The sequence below is a fragment of the Mesorhizobium sp. M7A.F.Ca.US.007.01.2.1 genome (assembly GCF_003998165.1).
GTDB lineage: Bacteria > Pseudomonadota > Alphaproteobacteria > Rhizobiales > Rhizobiaceae > Mesorhizobium > Mesorhizobium ciceri.
Map to the genome: position 1 here is coordinate 1 of NZ_RZQP01000105.1, position 20,799 is coordinate 20,799.

Here is a 20,799-nt window from a genome sequence, read left to right on the forward strand (position 1 = left end):
CTGATGGAAGGTGGGCTGCTCACGGTGGCGAGCCAGGGCCGGCATCGCTATTACGGCCTCGCCGGACCGCAGGTGGCGGGCATGATCGAAGCCATCACAGGCGTCGCGGAAGCCGTCGGTCCAAAGCGTGTGCGGCCGGGTCCGCGCGATGCAGCGATGCGCGTGGCGCGCGTCTGCTACGATCACCTCGCCGGCGAGCAGGCAGTGGCGATGCTCGACCGGCTCGTCGCCAAGAACGTACTGGTCCGCGACGAACAAGAGATCAGGCTCGGGCCATCGGCGGCTTCGCATTTCGCCGCGATCGGCATCGACGTCTACACCAAGCCGCGCCGGCCGGTATGCCGCGCCTGCCTCGACTGGAGCGTGCGCCGTTCGCACCTCGCCGGCACGCTGGGCGCCGCCATCCTCGACAAGATCCTTGCCGAGAAATGGGCGCGCCGCGAGAAGGACAGCCGCGCGGTGATTTTCTCGCTGCCGGGCAAGCAGGCTTTCGAGAAGGTGTTTCTGAGCTGAGGAGCCGACGCTGATTTCGTCACGCTGGCAGGCCAGAGGGGGCGCGAAGGATCGCTGCGCTGGCAAATTGCGCGAACTACCCCCGCTTCAACGCCTTCCCCTGCTTGAAAAATTCCCTCCACGGATCGGCTTTCGCCAGCTGCTTCAGCGTCGTCTTGTCGCCGATCGGGAAAGCGTTCGGCGGCAAGCCGGCCTCGATCTCTGGCCAGGTCACCGGCATCGACACGGTGGCGCCCTTCTTGGCGCGCGAGGAATAGGGCGCGACCGTCGTCGAGCCCCTGCCGTTGCGCAGATAGTCGACGAAGATCTTTCCCGTGCGCGCTTTTTTCGACAGCGTCGCCGTGTAGCGATCGGGGGCACCCTGCTCCAACGCGCGGGCAAAGTCATGGGCGAAGCCCTTCACCGCGTCCCATTCGGCAGACGGCTTCAGCGGCACCAGCACGTGATAGCCCTTGCCGCCCGAGGTCTTGACGAAATTCGGCAGCGACAGCTCGTCGAGCTTGCCTCTGATATCGAGCGCCGCCTCGCGCACCGCCTTCACGTCGACGCCTTCATCCGGGTCGAGATCGAAGATGATCTGGTCGGGCTTTTCGATCTCATCGATCGTGCACCCCCAGATGTGGATCTCGACCACGCCATACTGGACCAGTGCGGCAACACCATCGAAATCCCGGATGAACAGGATCTCCTCGCCGTCGGTCGGGTCCTTCATGCGCGCGATCTTATCGCTCATGCCAGCCGAGGCATGTTTCTGGAAGAAACGCTGGCCGCCGACACCGTCCGGCGCCCGCACCAGGCTGAGCGGCCGGTTGACCACGAACTGTTCCATGCGCGGCCAAACCTGTGCGTAATGGTCGAGCAGGCCTTGCTTGGATATGTTTTCGTCCGGCCACAGCAGCTTGTCGGGATGCGAGAGTTTGACCGTGGTCGTCATCGACCCGGCGGCTTTGCCGCCTGATGCCGGCTTGGCCGTGCTCTTGCCTGTCGATGGCTTGCCTGTCGCCGCTTTGGGCTTTTCCTGCACGACTTCCTCCGCCGGCTTGTCCTCGCGCAACCCCTGGAACGAGGCGTGGCGTATTATACGGTCCGAGGTCCAGCTGCGAAACTCCACTTCGCCGACAAGTTCAGGCTTGACCCAGACCAGGCCCTTGCCCTTCGGCACGGCGGTGGCGAAGGGCGATGATTTTGCCGTCAACGCATCGAGTTTTGCCTTCAGCTCATTGGCGCCCTTGCCCGAAAAACCAGTGCCGACGCGGCCGGCATAATGCAGCTTGCCGCCCTCGTGGAAGCCGACCAGGATCGAGCGCAGTCCGCGCCCGGTCTTGTCCGACGGCAGGTAGCCGCCGATGACGAATTCCTGCCGCGCCGTGCATTTCGATTTGACCCAGGTCGGGCCGCGGCCGCTGCGGTAGGGTGCATCGGCACGCTTGGAGACGACGCCTTCCAGGCCCATCCGGCAGGCATGCTCCAGCATGATCTTGCCGGGTTCGGCGAAATGGTCGCTGAAGCGGACCGCCGCATTGTCGGAGTGTTCGCCGAGCAGTTCCTGCAAGGCCTGCTTGCGCTCGACCAGCGGCTCGCGCCGCAAATCCCTTCCATCGAGGCGCATCAGGTCGAACACGTAATAGATGAAACGATTGGTCCGCTTCGCCGACAGGTCTTGCTGCAGCAGCGCGAAGGACGAAACACCACTGTCGGCCAACACCACCACCTCGCCATCGAGGATGGCGTCGCTGCACTTCAGCCCGGCCAACTCCGCGACGATCTCGCCGCCGAATTTCTTCGTCCAGTCGAGGCCGGTGCGGGTCAGCAGCCGCACATCGGTGCCGGCGATCTGCGCCTGCATGCGATAGCCGTCGAACTTCACCTCATGCAGCCAGTCCTTGCCCGGCGGCGCATCGCGCTCGAGCGTGGCCAGCTGCGGCTCGATAAAGTCGAGGCGTTTGCCGGCTTTTGTCTTGACGGCGGCCGGCTTGTTGGAATGCCAGACTTTCGGCTTCTCGCCCTTCGCGGTCTTGCCCTCGCCGACCTCCTCGATCGTCAGGCCGGACTTCACCGATTCAGGCGCTTCCTTGAGGATGTCCTCGCCGGGACGCGCTGCGGCATCGTCCGACTTGATCAGCAGCCAGTTGTCGCGCTTTTCACCCGCTCGCGGCTTCAGCCGCACCAGATGCCATGCCCCATGCAGCTTGTGTCCCCTGAGCTCGAAGCTGATATGGCCCTTTTTCATCGCCTTGGCCGGGTCGATCTCGGGAATCCAGGTGCCCTCGTCCCAAACGATAACCGAACCGCCGCCATATTCGCCCTTGGGAATGGTGCCTTCGAACGGCGCATAGTCGATCGGGTGATCCTCGACATGGACAGCCAGTCGCTTCTCATGCGGGTCGAGGCTCGGGCCGCGCGTCACCGCCCAACTCCACAGCACGCCGTCATGCTCGAGCCGCAAGTCGTAATGCAGCCGCGTCGCGGCATGCTTGTGGATGACGAAGATGCCGCCGGCCTCGCCCTTCTTGGTCCGGGCGACCTTGCCGGCCGGTTCGGCGGTTTTCTTGAAATCGCGCTTGGAGTGATATTGTTCGAGGCTGGCCATCCGTTGGGTTCCTCACGCCGATTTGCGTTTGGGCGCGCTGGCTTTCGACTTGGCGCGTTTGGCCGCTGGCCTGGCCTTCGCCGACGAAGATGTTTTCGATGACCCGGAGTCCGACAGGCTCTTCTTCAGCGCGTCGAACAGATTGACGACATTGGAAGGTTTGGGCGCCGCCTTGGCCTTCGGCGCCTTGTGGCCGGCCTTCTTGGCGCGGATCAGCTCCAGCAGCGCGTCCTCGTATTTGTCGTCGAATTTCGAGGGATCGAACTTCGTCTTCTTCTTGTCGATGATCAACTCGGCCAGATCGGTCATCTCCTGATCGGTCTTCACGGGCTCGATGTCGCCGAAGACGGTGTCCGGTTGCCGCACCGTGTTGTCGTAGCGCAGCGTCGTCAGCACCATGCCCTTGCCGAGCGGTTCGATCACCACCGGCCGTTCGCGTCGGTAGAGCACGATACGCGCCAGCCCGGCCATCTTCTTGCCCGCCATCGCATCGCGAATGACGGCGAACGCCTCTTCCGACACCTTGTCGGCCGGCGCCACATAGTAGGGCGTGTCGAGATAGATCTGCTGGATCGAAGCTTTGTCGACGAAGCCGTCGAGCGCCATCGTGTGCGAGGATTCGATCTGCACCGCCTCGATCTCGTCTTCCTCGATATGGATGAAATTGCCATCGTCGAGTTCATAACCCTTGATCTCGTCATCCTCCTCCAACGGCTTGCCGGTTTCGGCATCGACATAGAGGCGCTTCACCGTGTTGCCGGTCTTGCGGTTGAGAATGCGAAACGAGACCCGCTCCGTATGGGTGACGACATTGGTCAGTTCGACGGCACAGGTGACCAGCGAAAGCTTCAGATAGCCTCTCCAGGCCGGACGCGGCGCCATGATATCTTCCCTTCAGAACCAGATGAAGGTGAGAACGGACAGATCGCGCTCCAGTTCCGCGCTCCCGCGCCGATCTGGATGCCAAGGGGCCGCCTGGTTGGTTCTGGCCGCCAGCACGGAAATTTCGCGGGCTCGGCAAAAGTTGAAACAGAACCGCGCGCAGGCGACATTCAAACGAAACATATGTGATGCAAAAGTCACATTGGCCGGAATGCCAACCAACTGCACGGAAAGACCCCGAATCAGCCGCATTCCAGCCACGAAGCAAGGCATTTTCGACCAGATATTAACATCACGTTCACCGACTATTCACGCCTCGACGCTATGATGACCGCAATTCGGAAGGGACATCCGAAAATCGGGACAGGGACAAGGTAATGAACTTCCTCGCGCACCTCATCGGCTATGCCGCCGCCATCCGCGAATTCGTCGCGCCGACCTACCGGCCCGAACGCTATTACATGCGCGGCCCCGGCCCGGCCTGCGCCCGTCGCGGCAACTCGCTGGGCGCGCACTGATCATGGCTTTCGAAAATCGCCACAACAGCCGGATCTGCAGGCCGGCCGCCTCTACCCGCGCCACCACCTATCGCGCCGAGCGTCCCGCTCTCGCCGACAGGCGCCGTGCGACATCGCCACGGCTTTGATACCATCGCTGGCCGGCTTAGTGTCATAGGACACGAGCAGCCGAGGCCAGCGTGACGGACCATCCTCAACCAGTTCGACCCCAGTCAACTCGTCCCTTCGAAACAGTTCTCGACTCACGCCATCCATTGATCGTTTTCGATGGCGTCTGCGTGCTCTGCTCCGGTTTCGTGCGCATGGTGGTCAGGCTCGACCGCCAAGGCCGTTTCCGCTTCGCCACCGCGCAGTCGCCCTTCGGTGAAGCGCTGTTCCGGAAGCATGGACTGCGCACCGACTCTTACGAAACCAATCTCGTCCTGATCGACGGCGTCGCCTTCACGCGGCTGGACAGTTTTGTCGCCGTCATGGCGGAACTCGGCTGGCCTTGGCGGGCGGCCAAGGCACTGTTGCTGTTGCCGCGCCCGCTGCGTGGTTGGCTCTATGATCGCATCGCCAGGAACCGCTACGCCCTGTTCGGCAGGAAGGATGCTTGCGACATTCCTTCTCCGGAGCTGCGCAAGCGGTTCCTTGGCTGAGGGTGTGGCTATGCGCTACCGCGGCTGGCTCGTGCCATCCGGCCGGCACGGCTCGAGCACGATCGGTCCGCCTGCCGTCCTCCCCAATTCCCGGCAGCCCTGAACCGTGCACAGTGTCCAGCCGTCGCTGGTTGCACCTGAAGCGGCGAGCACGACGCGCCGCTGCGGGCCGACATCAGGCGCATAGCTCCACCAACCCTCCTTCAGCACCGCGCCTTCCGGTGGCTCCATGCCGGCGCCCGAGCCCTCGATCCGGGCTTCGACCACCTGCAGGCCGGAGGACGTGACCTTCCAGTCTTCTTGCCAGCGCGTCCGTTCCACCGAATGCGTCCAGGACAGCGTGAAGGCGGCGACGGAGAGCGTTACCGTCTTGCCCGCGGCCAGGATGCACAGGCTCATGTTCTGACTGAAGCCTGCCGCGCGCGAAAACAGTGCCAGCCGATCCAGGCCAGCGCCAGCACCCAGCCGGCCTCGTCGGTGAGCGGCACCGCGGCGACCAGCAGCACGCCGGCCGCGAAGGCGACGAGCCGCTCCCACCACGCCATGCGGGTGACCAGAAAACCGACGGCGGCGGCACCCCACAGCACGATGCCCATGCACGCTTTTGCGACGATGTAGGCGACCTCGACGGGATAGCCGAACTGGGCGGCGATCGGACCTGCGTCCTGCAGCATCAGCGCCGGCGTGTAGACAGCCATGAACGGCACGACGAAGCCGGCAATGGCCAGCTTGGTCGCCTGGATGCCGATCTTCAGGCCGCTTTCCCTGGCCATCGGTGCGGCGGCGAACGCCGCCAGCGCCACCGGGGGCGTCAAATCGGCCATGATGCCGAAATAGAACACGAACATGTGGCTGACCAGCAGCGGCACGCCAAGCTCGAGCAGCGCCGGCCCGGCCAGCGACGAGGTGATGATGTAGTTGGGAATGGTCGGAATGCCCATGCCCAGCACCAGGCAGGTGACCATGGTCAGCACCAGCGACAGGAACAGATTGTCCTCGCCGATCGAGATGATCCAGCCGATGAAGGTCGAGGCGATGCCGGTCAGCGTCAGCGTGCCGATGACGATGCCGACAATGGCGCAGGCAATGCCGACCGGCAGCGCGTTCTTGGCGCCTTCGGCGAGCGAGTCGACACAGATTTGCAACGTCTCGCGGCCGCCCTTGAACGTGAAGCAGGCGACGACCAGTGCGGCGATCACCAGGCCGAGGAGGTTGACGCCGAACTTCATGAACGAAGCGGCGGCAAGCCCGAGCGCGATCCAGAAGACGATGCGGAAGGCCAGCGGCCCGATCGCTGCCGCCAACGGCGTGCCAAGGATGAGCACGATGGTCAACGCCAGGCCCATCGTGCCGGCGAAGATCGGCGTATAGCCGGCAAACAGCAGGTAGATGAGCGCTGCCAGCGGCAGCACCAGCGGCCAGTGTTGCCGCACCGCGTCCCACGGATTGGGCAGCTCGGCCTTGGCCATGCCGTGCAGGCCCGCCTTGCCGGCTTCCAGATGCACCTGCCAGAAGCAGGCGCCGAAATAGAGCAGCGCCGGGATGATCGCCGCCTTGACCACTTCGGCATAAGGCACGTTCAGCGTCTCGGCCATGATGAAGGCGACCGCGCCCATCACCGGCGGCATGATCTGGCCGCCCATCGAGGAGGTCGCCTCGACGGCGCCGGCAAAAGCCGAGCGGAAGCCGAAGCGCTTCATCAGCGGGATGGTGAACTGGCCGCTGGCCACCACATTGGCGACGCCCGAGCCGGAAATGGTGCCCATCAGCGCCGAGGACAGCACGCAGACCTGCGCCGGGCCGCCGCGCCACGAGCCGACCAGGCCAAGCGCGAAATCGTTGAACAGCGCGATCATGCCGGCGCGTTCGAGAAAGGCGGCAAAGACGACGAAGATGAAGATGTAGGCGGCCGAGACATAGATCGGCGTGCCGTAGATGCCTTCGGTGCCGTAGGCGAAGGTGTCGACGAGCTGGGCGAAATCATAGCCGCGATGGATGAGCGGCGGCGGCAAATGGTTGCCGAAAAAGCAGTAGGCGAGGAAGATGAAAGCGATGACCGCCAGCGGCAGGCCCATCAGCCGCCGCGCTGCCTCGAAGACCAGCACCACCAGCACCGCGCCGACGATGAGGTCCGGCGTGGTCAGGAAGCCGGAGCGGCGGATGAGATCGGTGTAGAACACCCAATTGTAGATGCCGGTGCCGAAGCCGAGCGCCCCGAGCGTCCAGAACGCGGCTTTCGCCGGCATGCTCTTGGCGCGTAGATTGGCGATCAGGCCAAAGCCGAGCAGCAGCAGGAAGCCGACATGCATGGCCCGCACCACTTGGCTCGGAATGCTGCCATAGGCGGCGACATAGATCTGGAACACGGAAAAGGCGACGGCGATGAGAAAGGCGGCTTTGCCCGCAAGGCCGTCGCCGAAGCCCGGCGGCAGCCCTTCGACCTGTTCTTCGACGGCAGGCAGATGGAAGATGGCGGATTTGCCGTCGGTTGACGTTCCAGACGTTGCTTCGGTCATCCGACGGACCCGCCCTACTTCAACAAGCCCTTCTCCTTGTAGTACCGCTCGGCACCGGGGTGCAGCGGCACCGGCATGCCGTCGAGCGCCTTGGCCGGGTCGATCGCCCTGGCGGCGGCATGCGCCGCGGCCAGTTGGTCGAGATGGTCGAACATCAGCTTGGTCATCTGGTAGGCGGTCTCGTCGGAGACATCGGCGCGGGTGATGAGGAAATTGCCGACGGCGGCGGTGGCGACATCCTCGCTTTGGCCTTCATAAGTGCCCTTGGGAATGACCACCGACAGATAGGGCGCGCCGATCTTGGCGACGTCCTCGGCCGGCACCGCCACGACATTGATGGGCACGGAGGTGGCGAGGTCGCGGATCGAGGCGACGCCGAGTCCGGCCGATTGCAGCGTGGCGTCGAGCTGCCGGTTCTTGATCAGCTCGACCGATTCGGCGAAGGGCAGATACTCGACCCGGCCGAGATCCTCATACTTCAACCCGGCGGCGGCGAAGATGGCGCGGGCATTGAGCTCGGTGCCGGAGGCCGGCGCGCCGACCGACAGGCTCTTGCCCTTGAGGTCGGCCAGCGTCTTGATGCCGGACTCCCGGCTGGCGACGATCTGGATGTAGTTGGGATAGATGGCTGCGATGCCGCGCAACTTATCGAGCTTGCCGGGGAAACCGGCCTCGGCATTGCCTTCGGCGGCCAGCTTGACGGAATCGCCCAGCGCAAACGCGATCTCGCCCTTGCCCTGCTGCAACAGATTGAGGTTTTCGACCGAAGCCTTTGTTGCCTGCACCTGGGTGCGGGCGCCTTCGATGCCCTTGCCGTAGATTTCCGACAGTGCCACGCCGAGCGGATAATAGACGCCAGATGTGCCGCCGGTGAGCACGTTGATGAATTCCTGCGCCTTGGCGGAAACAGCGCCTAGGCCAAGCGACAGCGCCACGGCGCCGGCCGCAACAAGTTTCGTCCTGAAATGGAACATCTGATTTCCTCCCTGAAATAGCAGCCGCATCACCTCCCTGACGCGAACAGAAGCGAGTTTAGACAGCGAGATGGAAATGCCAACCCGCAATCCCATGCGTTAGACGAATGGTTGAGTGCGGGATGCACAGATGGCCGCTTGCGTGAAATGTCTTCGGAGCCGAAAGATTTTTCCAATGCCTGTCGAAATCGGCCAGGGCCGCGCGACATACGTCCGGCTCGCAAACGAAGCAGCCTTCGAAACAACGGGAGAAGACCATGCGATACATGCTTTTGATCTACGTCAATGAAGCCGCGATGGCGGCCGCGCCGACCGATAAGACCTACGAGATCAGCGCTGCCTATGGCGCGTATACCGATGCGTTGAAGAAGTCCGGCGCCTGGCTGGCCGGCGACCGGCTGAAGCCGACCCAGGCCGCCACTTCGGTGCGGATGGTCAATGGCAAGACCAACGTGCTCGATGGCCCCTATGCCGACACCAAGGAGCAGCTTGCGGGCTTCTACATGATCGAGGCCGAGGATGCCGATGCCGCTATCGCCTGGGCGGCGCGCTGCCCCGCGGCCAGCGCCGGCACGGTCGAGCTGCGGCCGATCTGGGAACAGACCATGTGATGGAAAGTGGCCTGGAGATCGCGCGGGCGGCAGCGGAAACCGCCGCCCGGCAAAGCTACGGCAAGCTTGTCGCCTGGCTCGCGGCCCGCACGCGCGACGTGGCCGCAGCCGAGGACGCGCTGGCCGATGCCTTTGCCGCCGCCCTCGAACGCTGGCCAAGAACCGGCGTACCCAAGAAACCGGAAGCCTGGCTGCTGGCGGTGGCAAGGCGGCGCCGCGTCGATGCGGTGCGGCGCCGGCTGACCAGCGAGGCCGGCCGCGAGCATCTCAAGCTGATTGCCGAGGAAGCGGAGGCGCGCATGACCGACGAAGACCTGCCCGACGAGCGGCTGCGGCTGATGTTCGCCTGCGCCCATCCGGCGATCGAATCGAGCGTGCGTTCGCCGCTCATCCTGCAGACGGTGCTGGGGTTCGACGCCGCGACGATCGCTTCCGCTTTCCTGGTCTCGCCGGCAACGATGGGCCAGCGCCTGGTGCGAGCCAAGTCCCGCATCCGTGAAACCGGTATTCCGTTCCGCGTGCCGGAGCAGGCCGAACTCGGCGAACGGCTGGATGCGGTGCTGGAAGCGATCTACGCCGCCTTCGCCGAAGGCTGGTCCGACCCGGCGGGCACCGAGACGCGAGGGCGCAATCTGGCGACCGAAGGCATTTGGCTCGGCCGGCTGGTGGCTTCGCTGTTGCCGGAGGAGCCGGAGGCGCTGGGCCTCCTGTCGCTGATGCTGTTTGCTGAGTCGCGCCGCGCCGCACGGCGCAGCGCCGCCGGCGACTTCGTGCCGCTGGCGGAACAGGATTGCCTTCTATGGGACCGCGCCCTGATCGATGAGGCGGAGGCGCTGCTTTCCAACGCCGCGGCCAAGGGCATCATCGGCCGCTACCAGCTTGAGGCGGCCGTGCAGTCCGCGCATGCGGCACGACGGCTGACCGGCCGCACCGACTGGGCGGCGATCCGCGAGCTCTACGATGCGTTGCTTTCGATCGCAGGATCGCCGGTGGTGGCGATAAACCGCGCGGTGGCGATCGCCGAGGCCGAGGGCGCAGTGGCGGGATTGGCGGCCCTCTACGTGCTGGGCGACGACAAACGGCTTGATGACTATCAGCCCTATTGGGCCGCACGCGCCGGTCTCCTGGCCAGGCTTGGTCAGGTACCGCAAGCCTGCGAAGCCTATGACCGGGCGATCGGCCTCGAGCGCGACCCGGCGGTGCGCCGCTTCCTGCAGGAAAAGCGGGCAGTGCTCAGAAATTGAGCTTCAGCCCGGCCACATCTCGTGCGAGGTGTTGAGCGTCTTCATCAGCGGATGGTCGCGCAGCCGCGCCCACAGGCGTTCAATGTTCGGCCATGCCGTCCGCGCGCTGTCGATGTCGGGATGCCAGGCCACCAGCATGACCAGATAGATGTCGGCCAGCGACATCCGGTCGCCGACCAGCCAGTCACGGCCTTCAAGCGCGGCATCCAGAACGGCAAAGCCACGGTCCATCTCGGCCACGGCTGCCTGCTTGACCGCCTTGGTGCCTTCGGGATCCGCAGTGTAGCGGTATGCGTAGTAGAAACGCAGCACCGCCGGATAGAGCACCGACGACATGAAGGCCATCCAGCGCAGGAAATCGGCGCGGGCAGGCGCGTCTGCTGCCGGCGCCAAATTGGCATCGGGATGACGCTCGGCAAGCAGGATGCAGATCGCCGCCGATTCCGTCATCGAGCTTCCGTCCGGCAAGGTCAGCACCGGCACCTGGTTCAACGGACTGATGTCGAGGAAGGCGGGGTCGGGCCGGTCGGTCTTCGGCACGTCGATCTGCTCGAACTGTGCATTCGCCAACGCCAGCGCTGCCTCGACGACGAAGCCGCCGCTGCCAGGACGGGTATAAAGCTTGTACATGAAATTCTCCCCCGGCCGCGCAAAGCAGGCCGGGGCGATATGAACCGGAAGCGGTGCCGCGCTCAAGCCGCCGATGGCGGCCACGCGCGTTTTTTCAGCGGGCCAGCTTGGACGCGAAGGAGCGTCGGACTACGATCCTAGCCCCTCGAACAGGATTGTCGACAGATAACGCTCGGCGAAGGACGGGATGACCACCACAAGATTTTTGCCCTTGTTCTCCGGCCGCGAGCCGACGACGATGGCCGCCTGCAGGGCGGCGCCCGAAGAGATGCCGACCGGCACGCCTTCGAGGCGGGCGACGAGGCGGGCATTGGCCACCGAATCCTCGTTCGACACCTTGACGATCTCGTCATAGATCGTCGTGTCGAGGATCTTGGGCGCAAAACCGGCGCCGATGCCCTGGATCTTGTGCGGGCCGGGCTGGCCGCCCGACAGAACCGGCGAGGAGTCGGGCTCGACGGCGACGACATGCACGGAGGGCTTGCGCTTCTTCAGCACCTGGCCGACGCCGGTGATGGTGCCGCCGGTGCCGATGCCGGCGACGAAGATATCGACCTCGCCATGCGTATCGTTCCAGATTTCCTCGGCCGTCGTCGTGCGGTGGATTTCCGGATTGGCCGGGTTCTCGAACTGCTGCGGGATGATCGCATTGGGGATCGTCGCTGCCAGTTCGTCGGCCTTGGCGATGGCGCCCTTCATACCTTTCGGACCCTCGGTCAGCACCAACTCGGCGCCGAGCAGCGCCAGCATTTTCCGGCGCTCGACCGACATTGTTTCGGGCATCGTCAGGATCAGCTTGTAGCCCTTGGCCGCGGCGGCGAAGGCAAGCGCGATGCCGGTGTTGCCCGACGTCGGTTCGATCAGCGTTGTCTTGCCGGGAGAAATCTTGCCTGATGCCTCAAGCGCCTCGATCATCGCCACGCCAATGCGGTCCTTGACCGAGGCGATCGGATTGAAGAATTCGAGCTTGGCAATGAGATTGGCGACGATGCCCTTTTCCCTGGCGAACTTGTCGAGCCGCACCAGGGGCGTGTCGCCGATCGTATCGGTGATGGAATTGTAGACGCGGCCGCGACCGGGCACACGGGCTGTGACGGGCTTGTTCATTGGTTTCGCTCCCAGAATTTCAGGCGAGTAAGGATTTCAGGCAGTGGAATTGCAGCCGGCAAGATAGGGCCTTCGGTCGCGCAAGATAGACTGTCGGCTGAAAATATCCGAGTGGGACCTGTGTCTAAAACCGTGCCGTCCCGGAAAAGCATTTCTCGCAAAGGCCCGTTTGCGAAATGCTTTGGCGGAAAGCTCTCTATTGCCGAGCGGCAATCGCTGCAGCAGCACCGACCATGAAGCCGGCCGCCGTGCGGTTCAGCGCCTTGAGCGCGCGGGGCGATTTCAGAAACCAGCGCGCCTTGGCCGCCAGCGCCAGATACGGCACCAGCACCACCAACAGCACGACAACGGTCAGCGCGACGAGGATGCCGTAATCCGCCAGCGTGATGGTTTTCAGGTCGACGATGGTCGGCGTGATCGCGAGATAGAAGATCATCGTCTTCGGATTGCCGAGGGTAACGGTCAGGCCGGCGGCAAAGCTCGACAGCAAGCCGCCCTTGCCTTTTCCGGCCTCGACGGTCTCGGGCGTGATGCCGCTGTTCCAGAAGCGCCAGCCGAGAAAGGCGAGATAGGCGACGCCGAGCCATTTGATGGCCAGGAAAACCATGCCGAAGGATTGTGCGACGAAGGCGAGGCCAAGCACCACGGCGGTCAGATAGGTGATGTCGCCAACCATCAGGCCAAACGACATCGCCAGCGACGATCGGAAGCCTGAGCCGAGCGCACGGGCGACCAGCGCGGTGATGCCGGGACCAGGAATCGCGGCGGCGATGCCGAGGGCCGCACTATAGGCGAGGAATCCGGTAAGGGTCATGGCACTGGTCTCGGATCAGAGCGTTTTATTGCATGGGACAGGCCAAGATTGAATTCCCTGGGGCCGGATTCTATTGCACCAGATATCGAGGGCTCGCCTTACGAAGCCCCCTCATCCGGCCGCTTCGCGGCCACCTTCTCCCCGAGGGGAGAAGAGACGGGCGCCAGCGTCTGCTGACTCCTCTCCCCTCGGGGAGAGGTCGGATTGTCCCGAATTGCTCTTCGCAATTCGGTTGGCAATCCGGGTGAGGGGGCCTGCGTTACCTGAGCAGATCAGGACGGACCGTCGCCATGGGTGACACGCCAGATGGTGCCGTTGCCGTCCTCGCTGACGATCAGCGCACCGTCGCTCGCAATCGCCACGCCGACCGGCCGGCCCCAGACCTCACCGTTGGAAACCACGAAGCCGGTGATGAAATCCTCATACGCGCCGGTCGGCTTGCCGTCCTTGAACAGCAACCGCACCACCTTGTAGCCGGTCCGGTTGCCGCGGTTCCATGACCCGTGCAGAGCGACGAAAGCATCGCCCTTGTATTCAGCTGGAAAGCTCTTCCCCTCGTAGAAGGCGATGGTGAGCGGCGCCGAATGCGCCTGCATCAGCACATCGGGAACGGTCGTTTTGCCGGCAAGATCGGGGCGCTCACCCTTGTGGCGCGGATCCTCATTGTTGCCGATATAGTACCAGGGCCAGCCATAGAAAGCACCCTCCTTGACCACGGTCGCGTATTCGGGCGGCACATTGTCGCCAAGCGCATCGCGTTCGTTGACGACGCACCACAGCGCGCCGGTCGCCGGCTGCACAGTCATACCCGAGCAGTTGCGCAGGCCGGCGGCAAAGATGCGGCCGTTCTTGCCATCGGGATCGAAGGCCAGCACGTCGGCGCGGCCGTCTTCAGAACCCCAGGCTGCACCCAGCGGCTGCGATTTCGCCCAGGCATCGAGTCCGCCTTTCGGCTCCCGGCCCATGTCCTCGGCGACATTCGATCCCGAGCCGACCGAAAGGTAAAGCGTCTTGCCGTCCGGCGAGAAGGCGATATCGCGGGTCCAGTGATGACTGGCGGGGATGTTGCCGACGATGGTTTCCGGGTCGCCGGAGGCCTTCAGGTCGCCATTGCGGTAGGCAAAGCGCACGATGCTGTCGCTGTTGGCGACATAGACCCATTGCGGGTCAGCGCCTGGCGGATAGAAGGCAATGCCATAGGGCCGGTTGAGATTGCCGGCAAAGATGCCGTCCTGCGCCGGCTTCGCACTGCCTTCGGCGAGGCGATAGATGCGGACCTGATTGGCTTTGCTGTCGGCGACGAACAGGTCGCCATTCGGTGCGACGCGTACGACGCGTGGATTGTCGATGCCCGATGCAACCAGCTCGGCCGAGAAACCCGGCGGCAGTTGCAGCTTCGCGTCTGCCGGCATGTCCGCGATGCCGGCGCTGTTCGAGGTCGACCGGGTGGCATTGGGCTTGGGCAGATCATCCGGTCTGATCAGGCGGCGGGTGCCCGGCTTGTCCGCTCGCCAGTCGCCGAAGGCCGCCGCGCCTTTCAGCACCGGTTCGTCCGCCTGCTGGGCAAATGAAGCGGTCGAGACAAACAGTGCGGCGGAAAGTGCGGGGCCGGCAAAACGCATCATTCGGTCCTCCAGTGTTCGGGCGTGAAAACAGGAACGACCGGTTTCGTCGATCGTTCCACGGCACACGATGAGGTGAAGGAAGCTTGCGGTTTTCCGGTTCAGGTCCCGGCGGCGTAGAAATCGTCGTCGAGGCGTTTTTCCAACTCGACGAGGTCAGCCGGCAGCGGCAGGCCCATGGCGCGCATTTCCCGTAGCTTTTCGCGCAGCTGCTCCTGGATCTCGTGCTGGTCTTCCGGCTGGTTGACCATCTCCTCCAGCAGCAGGCTGATCCGGGCCTTGAATTCTTCGAGCGCCATCGTCGTCTCCTCGGTTGGATCAGCTCAGCGCAGCATGCGTGAAATCAGCTGCGCCGTATAGTCGACCATTGGGACGATGCGCGCGTAATTCAGCCGGGTCGGGCCGATGACGCCGAGCGCGCCGACGACGCGGGCATCCTTGTCGCGATAGGGGGCGACGACCAGCGACGAGCCCGACAGCGAAAACAGCTTGTTTTCCGAGCCGATGAAGATGCGCACACCCGAGCCCTGCTCGGCGAGGTCAAGCAGCTGGATAAGCCCGTCCTGCGTCTCCATGTCCTCGAACAGATGGCGCAGCAGCTCGATGTCGGCCTGGGCGGTGACGTTTTCAAGCAGATTGGCACGCCCGCGCACGATGAGCCGTGCCGGCAGGCCGCTGTCGGCGCCGGCCCACACCGCCAGCCCCTTCTCCACCAGGTCCTGCGACAGCGTGTCGAGCGCGGCCCTGGTTTCTTCCTTGATGCGAGCGATCTCGATCCGCGCCTCGGCAAGCGTGCGACCGCGTATATGGGCGTTGAGGAAATTCGAGGCCTCGTGCAGTTGCGAGACGGTGATCCCGGCGGGCAGGTCGACGACGCGGTTTTCGACGTCGCCATTCTGCGACACCAGCACCGCCAGCGCCTTCGTCGGCTCAAGCTGGATGAATTCGATGTGCTTCAGCGCCACCTCGTTTTTGGCGGCCAGCACCAGGCCGGCGCCGCGCGACATGCCCGACAGCATCTGGCTGGCCTCGGTCAGCATGTGCTCCAGCGTCGCACCGGAGCCGGACGCCCGCACCTGTGCCTCGATGGCGCGGCGCTCCTCGTCGGAAAGGTCGCCAAGCTCCATGAAGGCATCGACGAAGAAACGCAGGCCGGCCTGCGTCGGCAGCCGGCCGGCCGAAATGTGCGGCGCGTAGATCAGGCCGAGATGCTCGAGGTCGCTCATCACGTTGCGGATGGTCGCCGGCGACAGTGAGGACGGCAGGATACGCGACAGGCTGCGCGATCCCACCGGTTCACCGTCCCTGAGATAGGAATCGACGATGCGCCGGAAGATGTCGCGGGAACGCATGTCGAGCGCCTGGAATACTGGCGACTGAAGCGCGGGCGACTGCGAACTCGGATCGACTGCCTTGGTCATACGGCCAAAAACCTCCGGCCCAAGGATATAGACTTACACTGCACCCGCGCAACCCGGTGTCTGTGTCCGATCGTCAGCCCATTTTCCTTTGCGCCACGCGTCCCATGCGGTTACAAGCCGGCCAAGATTCCGAAAAATGACAAGAAAGCAGCCCTGAATGCGCCCTTCCAAACGCCAATTCGACGAAATGCGTGCCATCTCCTTCGAGCGTGGCGTCTCCAAGCATGCCGAAGGCTCATGCCTGGTGAAGTTCGGCGACACGCATGTCCTGTGCACGGCCAGCCTCGAGGAAAAAGTGCCGGGTTGGATGCGCAACTCCGGCAAGGGCTGGGTGACGGCGGAATACGGCATGCTGCCGCGCTCGACCGGCGAGCGCATGCGCCGTGAGGCTTCGGCCGGCAAGCAGGGCGGCCGCACGCTGGAAATCCAGCGGCTGATCGGCCGCTCCTTGCGCGCCGTGGTCGATTTGCAGGCGCTGGGCGAACAGCAGATCACCGTCGACTGCGACGTCATCCAGGCCGATGGCGGCACCCGCACCGCATCGATCACCGGCGGCTGGGTGGCGCTGTATGACTGCCTGCGCTGGATGGAAGCGCGCCAGATGGCCAGCGTCGCCAAGGTGCTGAAGGACCATGTCGCGGCGATCTCCTGCGGCATCCATGACGGCCAGCCGGTCATCGACCTCGACTATATCGAGGATTCCGCGGCCGGCACCGACGCCAATTTCGTCATGACAGGCAAGGGTGGCATCGTCGAGATCCAGGGCACCGCCGAGGGCGAGCCTTTCTCCGAGGAGCAGTTCGCGGACCTGATGGGCCTGGCCAAGAAAGGCATCCAGCGCCTGGTGAGTTTGCAGCAGATGGCAGTGGCTTAGTTTTTAGATGTCGAGCCTGAGCGCCCCCCTCTGGCCTGCCGGCCATCTCCCCCTCAAGTGGGGAGATCGGATGTCATCTAGGGCTTCGCCAATCTCCGGCGTTGTAGGGCGCGCGACAATGCAGAAGCTGCCAATCTCCCCACCTGAGGGGGAGATGGCCGGCAGGCCAGAGGGGGGCGCCTCGTGACACCCTCCACGATCCTGGAATCGGCCCTCTACGTCACAGACCTGCCCGCCGCCGAAACCTTCTACACCGACATCCTCGGCCTCAATCTCCTCGGCAAGGTCGACGGCCGCCACCTCTTCTTCCGCTGCGGCCCCGGCGTGCTGCTCGTCTTCAACGCCGAGGCAACCAAAATCCCGCCGGCGCCCGACGCGAGGCTGCCGGTGCCACCGCACGGCGCGGTCGGCCAAGGTCATCTCTGCTTTACGGCGACCGACGATGAAATCGCCGGCTGGAAAGCCCATCTGGAGGCAAAGAAGATCGCCATCGAGAGCGAATTCGAGTGGCCGCAGGGCGGCCGTTCGATCTATATACGCGACCCCTCGGGCAACTCGATCGAATTTGCCGAGCCAAGAATCTGGGGCCTTTGATGCATTCTCTCGATGGCAAGAAGATCGTCGTCGCCACCCATAATGAGGGCAAGCTGCGCGAATTCGCCGACCTGATGGGACCGTTCGGCTTCGAAGCGAAGTCGGCCAGGGAGTATGGCCTGCCGGAGCCGGACGAGACCGGCACCACCTTCGAGGAGAACGCCTACATCAAGGCGCTCGCCGCCGCCAAGGCGACCGGCCTGCCGGCGTTGTCGGACGATTCCGGCCTGTGCGTCGACGCGCTTGACGGCGCGCCCGGCGTCTACACCGCCAACTGGGCCGAAACCCCGGACGGTTCGCGTGACTTCGGCATGGCCATGCAACGCACCGAAGTGGCGCTGCAGGAGGTCGGCGCCGCCTTGCCGGAGCAGCGCAAGGGACGCTTTGTCGCCGTCATCTGCCTGGCGTTTCCCGACGGCGAGGCCGAATATTATCGCGGCGAGGCCGAGGGCACGCTGGTCTGGCCACCGCGCGGCGAGCTCGGCTTTGGCTATGATCCTGTGTTCCTGCCCGAGGGCTTCGAAAAAACCTTCGGCGAAATGAGCGCCGAGGAAAAGCATGGCTGGAAGCCCGGCCAGGCCACGGCGCTGTCGCACCGCGCCCGTGCCTTCCAGAAATTCGCCAAAGCGAGATTGGGCTCGGCATGAGCATGCTGCTCGACCGGACGCCCGGCTTCGGCGTCTATGTCCACTGGCCGTTCTGCGCGGCCAAATGCCCCTATTGCGACTTCAACAGCCATGTTCGCCACCAGCCGGTCGACCAGGAGCGCTTTGCCGCCGCCTTCGAGGCCGAACTGGCGACGATGCGCGAGCGCACCGGGCCGCGCGAGGTGACCAGCGTTTTTCTAGGCGGCGGCACGCCCTCGCTGATGAAGCCGGAAACCGTGGCCAGGGTTCTGGACGCCGTGGCGAAGAACTGGACTGTGCCTGCCGGCATCGAGGTGACGCTGGAGGCCAATCCGTCCTCGGTCGAGGCCGAGCGCTTTCGCGGCTATCGGGCGGCCGGGGTCAATCGCGTGTCGCTCGGCGTGCAGGCGCTGAACGACAAGGATTTGCGCTTCCTCGGCCGGCTGCACAATGTCGAAGAGGCCCTGCACGCCATCGGCCTCGCGCGGGAAATATTCCCAAGGCTGTCCTTCGACCTGATCTACGCCCGCCCCGGCCAGACGCCGGAGGCTTGGGCATCGGAGCTGGAACAGGCGATCGGCCATGCCGCCGACCATCTGTCGCTCTACCAGCTGACCATCGAGGAAGGCACGCCCTTTCACGCGCTGCATGCGGCAAAGAAATTCATCATTCCCGACAACGACCATGCCGCCGACCTCTATGCACTGACGCAGGAGATCACCAAGGCGCACGGCCTGCCGGCCTACGAGATTTCCAACCACGCCAGGCCTGGCGCCGAGAGCCGGCACAACCTGACCTACTGGCGCTATGGCGAATATGTCGGCGTCGGGCCGGGCGCGCATGGCCGCTTCGTCGAGAACGGCCGGCGCACGGTGACAATCGCCGAGCGGATGCCGGAAACCTGGGCCAATCTGGTCGAGGCCAAGGGCCATGGCGTCACCGGCGGCGAGATCCTGACGCGCTCGGAAGAGGCCGACGAATTCCTGCTGATGGGCCTGCGGCTGGCCGAAGGCATCGACCTCTCCCGCTACGAGGCGTTCTCCGGGCGCGGCCTGTCGAGCGCGCGGTTGTCGATGCTGCAGGGCGAAGGGCTGGTGGCGCCGATCGGCAATGCGCGCCTGCGCGCCACGGCCGCCGGCATGATCGTGCTCGACGCGGTGGTCGCCGATCTGGCGCGCTAACCCTTGAAGAACGTCCTTTTCGTCTGCAGCCAGAACCGCTTGCGCAGCCCGACCGCCGAACAGGTGTTTTCAACGCGCCGCGATATCGAGGTGGCCTCGGCCGGAACCAACCACGATGCCGACACGCCGCTGACGCATGAGCTGGTCGCTTGGGCCGACATCATCTTCGTCATGGAAAAGGCGCACCGCACCAAGCTGCAGAAGAAATTCAGGGCCAGCCTGAAGAAGGCGCGTGTGATCTGCCTCGACATACCTGACGATTATGAATTCATGGATCTGGAGTTGATTGGCCTTCTGAAGGCACGCGTTTCACGGTATCTCGGTTAAGACGCAATCCGCGAAGGCCACCCGCATGAACCTGACCGTATCCTCCTGGCAATTCTGGGCGCTGCTCTCGGCTGCATTCGCTGCCCTGACGGCGATCTTCGCCAAGGTCGGCATCGAGAACATCAATTCCGATTTCGCCACCTTCATCCGCACGATCATCATCCTGATCGTGCTCGGTGCCATCCTGCTCGCCAGCGGCCAGTTCCAGTCGCCGGCTACGATCTCGGGAAAGACCTGGGCTTTCCTCGCCCTGTCCGGTCTGGCGACCGGCGCTTCATGGCTCTGCTATTTTCGCGCCCTGAAGATCGGCAATGCGGCGCAGGTGGCGCCGATCGACAAGCTAAGCGTCGTGCTTGTGGCGGTGTTTGGCGCGGCCTTTCTCGGCGAGCGGTTGTCCGGAGCGAACTGGCTTGGCGTCGCCCTTATCGCGGCGGGTGCTGTGCTGGTCGCCTATCGAGGGTAGTTGCGCGCCATGGCGTGCGTTCTTCGTTTCAAGACGGGTGATGAAGATATCGAAGCGATTGGGCATCGTCCGGTCAGTGCTCCGTCGTGCTGTCGGGTTTGTTGTCGGAAAGGCTGACGTTCGTCGGCAAGGTGCTGGCGACGCGCTCTTCGGTCAGGCTGTGCTCGGTCTTGGCAGACGGGCGCTTGTCCCTGGGGGTGGCAACGCGGTTGCGGCCGGCGTAGTAGGGTTCGAAAGCGTCTTGTATCTTGAGGCTGTCCATCCTGTCCTCCTCCGGAATCAGGGGGCTAATCTGCCAACGCCGGTTTGGTTCCCCACTGTGGCAAAGGAAAGGCGAATTCCCTACATCGGCATCAGCTTTTGCAAGCCCGCGTCAGCCGTGCCAAACAGGGCTGAATGGAGAAGTCGTCAGTGACCGCAGAGACGGGCAAGCGCAGCTATGTGGTCGGGCAGACCGAGATCGCGGCCCGGCCGCTGGAGCCGGCGCTCTATCTGGTGGCGACGCCGATCGGCAATCTCGCCGACATCACGCTGCGCGCGCTGGAGACGCTGGCCGCCGCCGACATCGTCGCTTGCGAAGACACACGGGTGTCGCGCGTGCTGCTCGACCGTTATGGCATCCGCCGCCGCACCACAGCCTATCATGAGCAT

25 protein-coding genes are annotated in these 20,799 nt (G+C 64.2%); 12 read left to right on the forward strand and 13 right to left on the reverse strand.

Annotated elements, in window-relative coordinates; translation table 11 throughout:
- Nucleotides 1-513, forward strand: a 513-nt coding sequence (locus tag EN949_RS19315) for a transcriptional regulator (protein ID WP_127274607.1), incomplete at its 5' end; no start/stop codon positions are given.
- 76 nt (nt 514-589) lie between these two features.
- Here the strand turns inward: EN949_RS19315 and ligD are convergent.
- From ligD to EN949_RS19330, 3 genes are read right to left on the reverse strand one after another with little or no spacing between them, the layout of a single operon-like run.
- The gene (gene ligD, locus EN949_RS19320) at nt 590-3,103 is read right to left on the reverse strand and encodes a DNA ligase D (RefSeq protein ID WP_127365450.1); all 2,514 of its coding nucleotides are present in this window, start codon (nt 3,101-3,103) and stop codon (nt 590-592) included.
- A 12-nt stretch (nt 3,104-3,115) separates the two neighbouring features.
- Nucleotides 3,116-3,985, reverse strand: a complete 870-nt coding sequence (locus tag EN949_RS19325; RefSeq protein ID WP_063169649.1) for a Ku protein — start codon at nt 3,983-3,985, stop codon at nt 3,116-3,118.
- 12 nt (nt 3,986-3,997) lie between these two features.
- Entirely contained in the window at nt 3,998-4,213 is a 216-nt protein-coding gene (locus EN949_RS19330; RefSeq protein ID WP_127218916.1) for a hypothetical protein, read from the reverse strand.
- Between the two features lie 149 nt (nt 4,214-4,362).
- Between EN949_RS19330 and EN949_RS19335 the strand changes: the two genes are divergently transcribed.
- On the forward strand, nt 4,363-4,503 hold the full coding sequence (locus tag EN949_RS19335; RefSeq protein ID WP_013528645.1) for a hypothetical protein: 141 nt from the start codon (nt 4,363-4,365) through the stop codon (nt 4,501-4,503).
- 254 nt (nt 4,504-4,757) lie between these two features.
- A complete protein-coding gene (locus EN949_RS19340; protein ID WP_255337212.1) occupies nt 4,758-5,144 on the forward strand; it encodes a DCC1-like thiol-disulfide oxidoreductase family protein in 387 nt (128 codons plus the stop codon).
- 15 nt (nt 5,145-5,159) lie between these two features.
- Here the strand turns inward: EN949_RS19340 and EN949_RS19345 are convergent, their stop codons facing one another.
- The 3 genes from EN949_RS19345 to EN949_RS19355 are packed head-to-tail and all read right to left on the reverse strand — an operon-like array spanning nt 5,160 to nt 8,634.
- Entirely contained in the window at nt 5,160-5,543 is a 384-nt protein-coding gene (locus tag EN949_RS19345) for a DUF1850 domain-containing protein (RefSeq protein WP_063169651.1), read from the reverse strand.
- Nucleotides 5,540-7,660: a TRAP transporter permease gene (locus EN949_RS19350; protein ID WP_127365449.1), complete on the reverse strand. Its 2,121-nt coding sequence runs from the start codon at nt 7,658-7,660 to the stop codon at nt 5,540-5,542. Before EN949_RS19350 ends, EN949_RS19345 begins: the two co-directional genes overlap by 4 nt.
- A 14-nt stretch (nt 7,661-7,674) precedes the next feature.
- A complete protein-coding gene (locus EN949_RS19355) occupies nt 7,675-8,634 on the reverse strand; it encodes a TAXI family TRAP transporter solute-binding subunit (RefSeq protein ID WP_127365448.1) in 960 nt (319 codons plus the stop codon).
- Nucleotides 8,635-8,891: 257 nt separating this feature from the next.
- Here EN949_RS19355 and EN949_RS19360 point away from each other — a divergent pair, with 257 nt between their 5' ends.
- Together EN949_RS19360 and EN949_RS19365 are read left to right on the forward strand one after the other, a co-directional pair.
- Nucleotides 8,892-9,245, forward strand: coding sequence for a YciI family protein (locus EN949_RS19360; protein ID WP_013528640.1), 354 nt, complete (start codon nt 8,892-8,894; stop codon nt 9,243-9,245).
- Nucleotides 9,245-10,489: an RNA polymerase sigma factor gene (locus tag EN949_RS19365; protein WP_127365457.1), complete on the forward strand. Its 1,245-nt coding sequence runs from the start codon at nt 9,245-9,247 to the stop codon at nt 10,487-10,489. The genes EN949_RS19360 and EN949_RS19365 overlap by 1 nt, the downstream gene beginning before the upstream one ends.
- A 3-nt stretch (nt 10,490-10,492) precedes the next feature.
- Here EN949_RS19365 and EN949_RS19370 read toward each other — a convergent pair whose 3' ends face one another.
- The 6 genes from EN949_RS19370 to hrcA all read right to left on the reverse strand — a co-directional run bounded on the left by EN949_RS19370 (nt 10,493) and on the right by hrcA (nt 16,083).
- On the reverse strand, nt 10,493-11,119 hold the full coding sequence (locus EN949_RS19370) for a glutathione S-transferase family protein (RefSeq protein WP_024502187.1): 627 nt from the start codon (nt 11,117-11,119) through the stop codon (nt 10,493-10,495).
- Nucleotides 11,120-11,248: 129 nt separating this feature from the next.
- Nucleotides 11,249-12,226 carry a cysteine synthase A gene (gene cysK / locus EN949_RS19375; protein WP_027161213.1) on the reverse strand — a complete coding sequence of 326 codons (978 nt, stop codon included), beginning with the start codon at nt 12,224-12,226 and terminating at the stop codon, nt 11,249-11,251.
- A 196-nt stretch (nt 12,227-12,422) separates the two neighbouring features.
- Nucleotides 12,423-13,040: a LysE family translocator gene (locus tag EN949_RS19380; RefSeq protein WP_013528636.1), complete on the reverse strand. Its 618-nt coding sequence runs from the start codon at nt 13,038-13,040 to the stop codon at nt 12,423-12,425.
- A gap of 272 nt (nt 13,041-13,312) precedes the next feature.
- A complete protein-coding gene (locus EN949_RS19385) occupies nt 13,313-14,665 on the reverse strand; it encodes a sorbosone dehydrogenase family protein (RefSeq protein ID WP_082827514.1) in 1,353 nt (450 codons plus the stop codon).
- Between the two features lie 98 nt (nt 14,666-14,763).
- Nucleotides 14,764-14,961 (reverse strand): hypothetical protein, encoded by a 198-nt coding sequence (locus tag EN949_RS19390; protein WP_013528634.1) that lies wholly within the window; start codon nt 14,959-14,961, stop codon nt 14,764-14,766.
- 24 nt (nt 14,962-14,985) lie between these two features.
- Nucleotides 14,986-16,083 carry a heat-inducible transcriptional repressor HrcA gene (gene hrcA, locus EN949_RS19395; RefSeq protein ID WP_027161211.1) on the reverse strand — a complete coding sequence of 366 codons (1,098 nt, stop codon included), beginning with the start codon at nt 16,081-16,083 and terminating at the stop codon, nt 14,986-14,988.
- A gap of 157 nt (nt 16,084-16,240) precedes the next feature.
- Between hrcA and rph the strand changes: the two genes are divergently transcribed.
- From rph to EN949_RS19430, 6 genes are all read left to right on the forward strand, one after another.
- On the forward strand, nt 16,241-16,957 hold the full coding sequence (gene rph, locus EN949_RS19400; RefSeq protein WP_013528632.1) for a ribonuclease PH: 717 nt from the start codon (nt 16,241-16,243) through the stop codon (nt 16,955-16,957).
- Nucleotides 16,958-17,140: 183 nt separating this feature from the next.
- Nucleotides 17,141-17,551, forward strand: a complete 411-nt coding sequence (locus EN949_RS19410; RefSeq protein WP_063169655.1) for a VOC family protein — start codon at nt 17,141-17,143, stop codon at nt 17,549-17,551.
- Nucleotides 17,551-18,198: an RdgB/HAM1 family non-canonical purine NTP pyrophosphatase gene (rdgB, locus tag EN949_RS19415; RefSeq protein WP_063169656.1), complete on the forward strand. Its 648-nt coding sequence runs from the start codon at nt 17,551-17,553 to the stop codon at nt 18,196-18,198. The genes EN949_RS19410 and rdgB overlap by 1 nt, the downstream gene beginning before the upstream one ends.
- Entirely contained in the window at nt 18,195-19,358 is a 1,164-nt protein-coding gene (gene hemW, locus EN949_RS19420; RefSeq protein WP_063169657.1) for a radical SAM family heme chaperone HemW, read from the forward strand. Before rdgB ends, hemW begins: the two co-directional genes overlap by 4 nt.
- A 3-nt stretch (nt 19,359-19,361) precedes the next feature.
- Nucleotides 19,362-19,685, forward strand: coding sequence for a low molecular weight protein tyrosine phosphatase family protein (locus EN949_RS19425; RefSeq protein WP_013528628.1), 324 nt, complete (start codon nt 19,362-19,364; stop codon nt 19,683-19,685).
- 25 nt (nt 19,686-19,710) lie between these two features.
- A complete protein-coding gene (locus EN949_RS19430) occupies nt 19,711-20,148 on the forward strand; it encodes an EamA family transporter (RefSeq protein WP_013528627.1) in 438 nt (145 codons plus the stop codon).
- 73 nt (nt 20,149-20,221) lie between these two features.
- Here EN949_RS19430 and EN949_RS19435 read toward each other — a convergent pair whose 3' ends face one another.
- Nucleotides 20,222-20,410, reverse strand: coding sequence for a hypothetical protein (locus EN949_RS19435; protein WP_013528626.1), 189 nt, complete (start codon nt 20,408-20,410; stop codon nt 20,222-20,224).
- Nucleotides 20,411-20,544: 134 nt separating this feature from the next.
- Here EN949_RS19435 and EN949_RS19440 point away from each other — a divergent pair.
- The coding region (locus EN949_RS19440; protein WP_245472463.1) for an SAM-dependent methyltransferase at nt 20,545-20,799 on the forward strand (255 nt) is incomplete at its 3' end.

Excerpts from the sequence above, each read along its gene's own strand:
- ligD (WP_127365450.1), bottom strand. The coding sequence starts at position 3,103 with ATGGCCAGCCTCGAACAATATCACTCCAAGCGCGATTTCAAGAAAACC.
- EN949_RS19325 (WP_063169649.1), bottom strand. The coding sequence starts at position 3,985 with ATGGCGCCGCGTCCGGCCTGGAGAGGCTATCTGAAGCTTTCGCTGGTC.
- EN949_RS19335 (WP_013528645.1), top strand. The coding sequence starts at position 4,363 with ATGAACTTCCTCGCGCACCTCATCGGCTATGCCGCCGCCATCCGCGAA.
- EN949_RS19345 (WP_063169651.1), bottom strand. The coding sequence starts at position 5,543 with ATGAGCCTGTGCATCCTGGCCGCGGGCAAGACGGTAACGCTCTCCGTC.
- EN949_RS19350 (WP_127365449.1), bottom strand. The coding sequence starts at position 7,660 with ATGACCGAAGCAACGTCTGGAACGTCAACCGACGGCAAATCCGCCATC.
- EN949_RS19355 (WP_127365448.1), bottom strand. The coding sequence starts at position 8,634 with ATGTTCCATTTCAGGACGAAACTTGTTGCGGCCGGCGCCGTGGCGCTG.
- EN949_RS19360 (WP_013528640.1), top strand. The coding sequence starts at position 8,892 with ATGCGATACATGCTTTTGATCTACGTCAATGAAGCCGCGATGGCGGCC.
- EN949_RS19365 (WP_127365457.1), top strand. The coding sequence starts at position 9,245 with ATGGAAAGTGGCCTGGAGATCGCGCGGGCGGCAGCGGAAACCGCCGCC.
- EN949_RS19370 (WP_024502187.1), bottom strand. The coding sequence starts at position 11,119 with ATGTACAAGCTTTATACCCGTCCTGGCAGCGGCGGCTTCGTCGTCGAG.
- cysK (WP_027161213.1), bottom strand. The coding sequence starts at position 12,226 with ATGAACAAGCCCGTCACAGCCCGTGTGCCCGGTCGCGGCCGCGTCTAC.
- EN949_RS19380 (WP_013528636.1), bottom strand. The coding sequence starts at position 13,040 with ATGACCCTTACCGGATTCCTCGCCTATAGTGCGGCCCTCGGCATCGCC.
- EN949_RS19385 (WP_082827514.1), bottom strand. The coding sequence starts at position 14,665 with ATGATGCGTTTTGCCGGCCCCGCACTTTCCGCCGCACTGTTTGTCTCG.
- EN949_RS19390 (WP_013528634.1), bottom strand. The coding sequence starts at position 14,961 with ATGGCGCTCGAAGAATTCAAGGCCCGGATCAGCCTGCTGCTGGAGGAG.
- hrcA (WP_027161211.1), bottom strand. The coding sequence starts at position 16,083 with ATGACCAAGGCAGTCGATCCGAGTTCGCAGTCGCCCGCGCTTCAGTCG.
- rph (WP_013528632.1), top strand. The coding sequence starts at position 16,241 with ATGCGCCCTTCCAAACGCCAATTCGACGAAATGCGTGCCATCTCCTTC.
- rdgB (WP_063169656.1), top strand. The coding sequence starts at position 17,551 with ATGCATTCTCTCGATGGCAAGAAGATCGTCGTCGCCACCCATAATGAG.
- hemW (WP_063169657.1), top strand. The coding sequence starts at position 18,195 with ATGAGCATGCTGCTCGACCGGACGCCCGGCTTCGGCGTCTATGTCCAC.
- EN949_RS19430 (WP_013528627.1), top strand. The coding sequence starts at position 19,711 with ATGAACCTGACCGTATCCTCCTGGCAATTCTGGGCGCTGCTCTCGGCT.
- EN949_RS19435 (WP_013528626.1), bottom strand. The coding sequence starts at position 20,410 with ATGGACAGCCTCAAGATACAAGACGCTTTCGAACCCTACTACGCCGGC.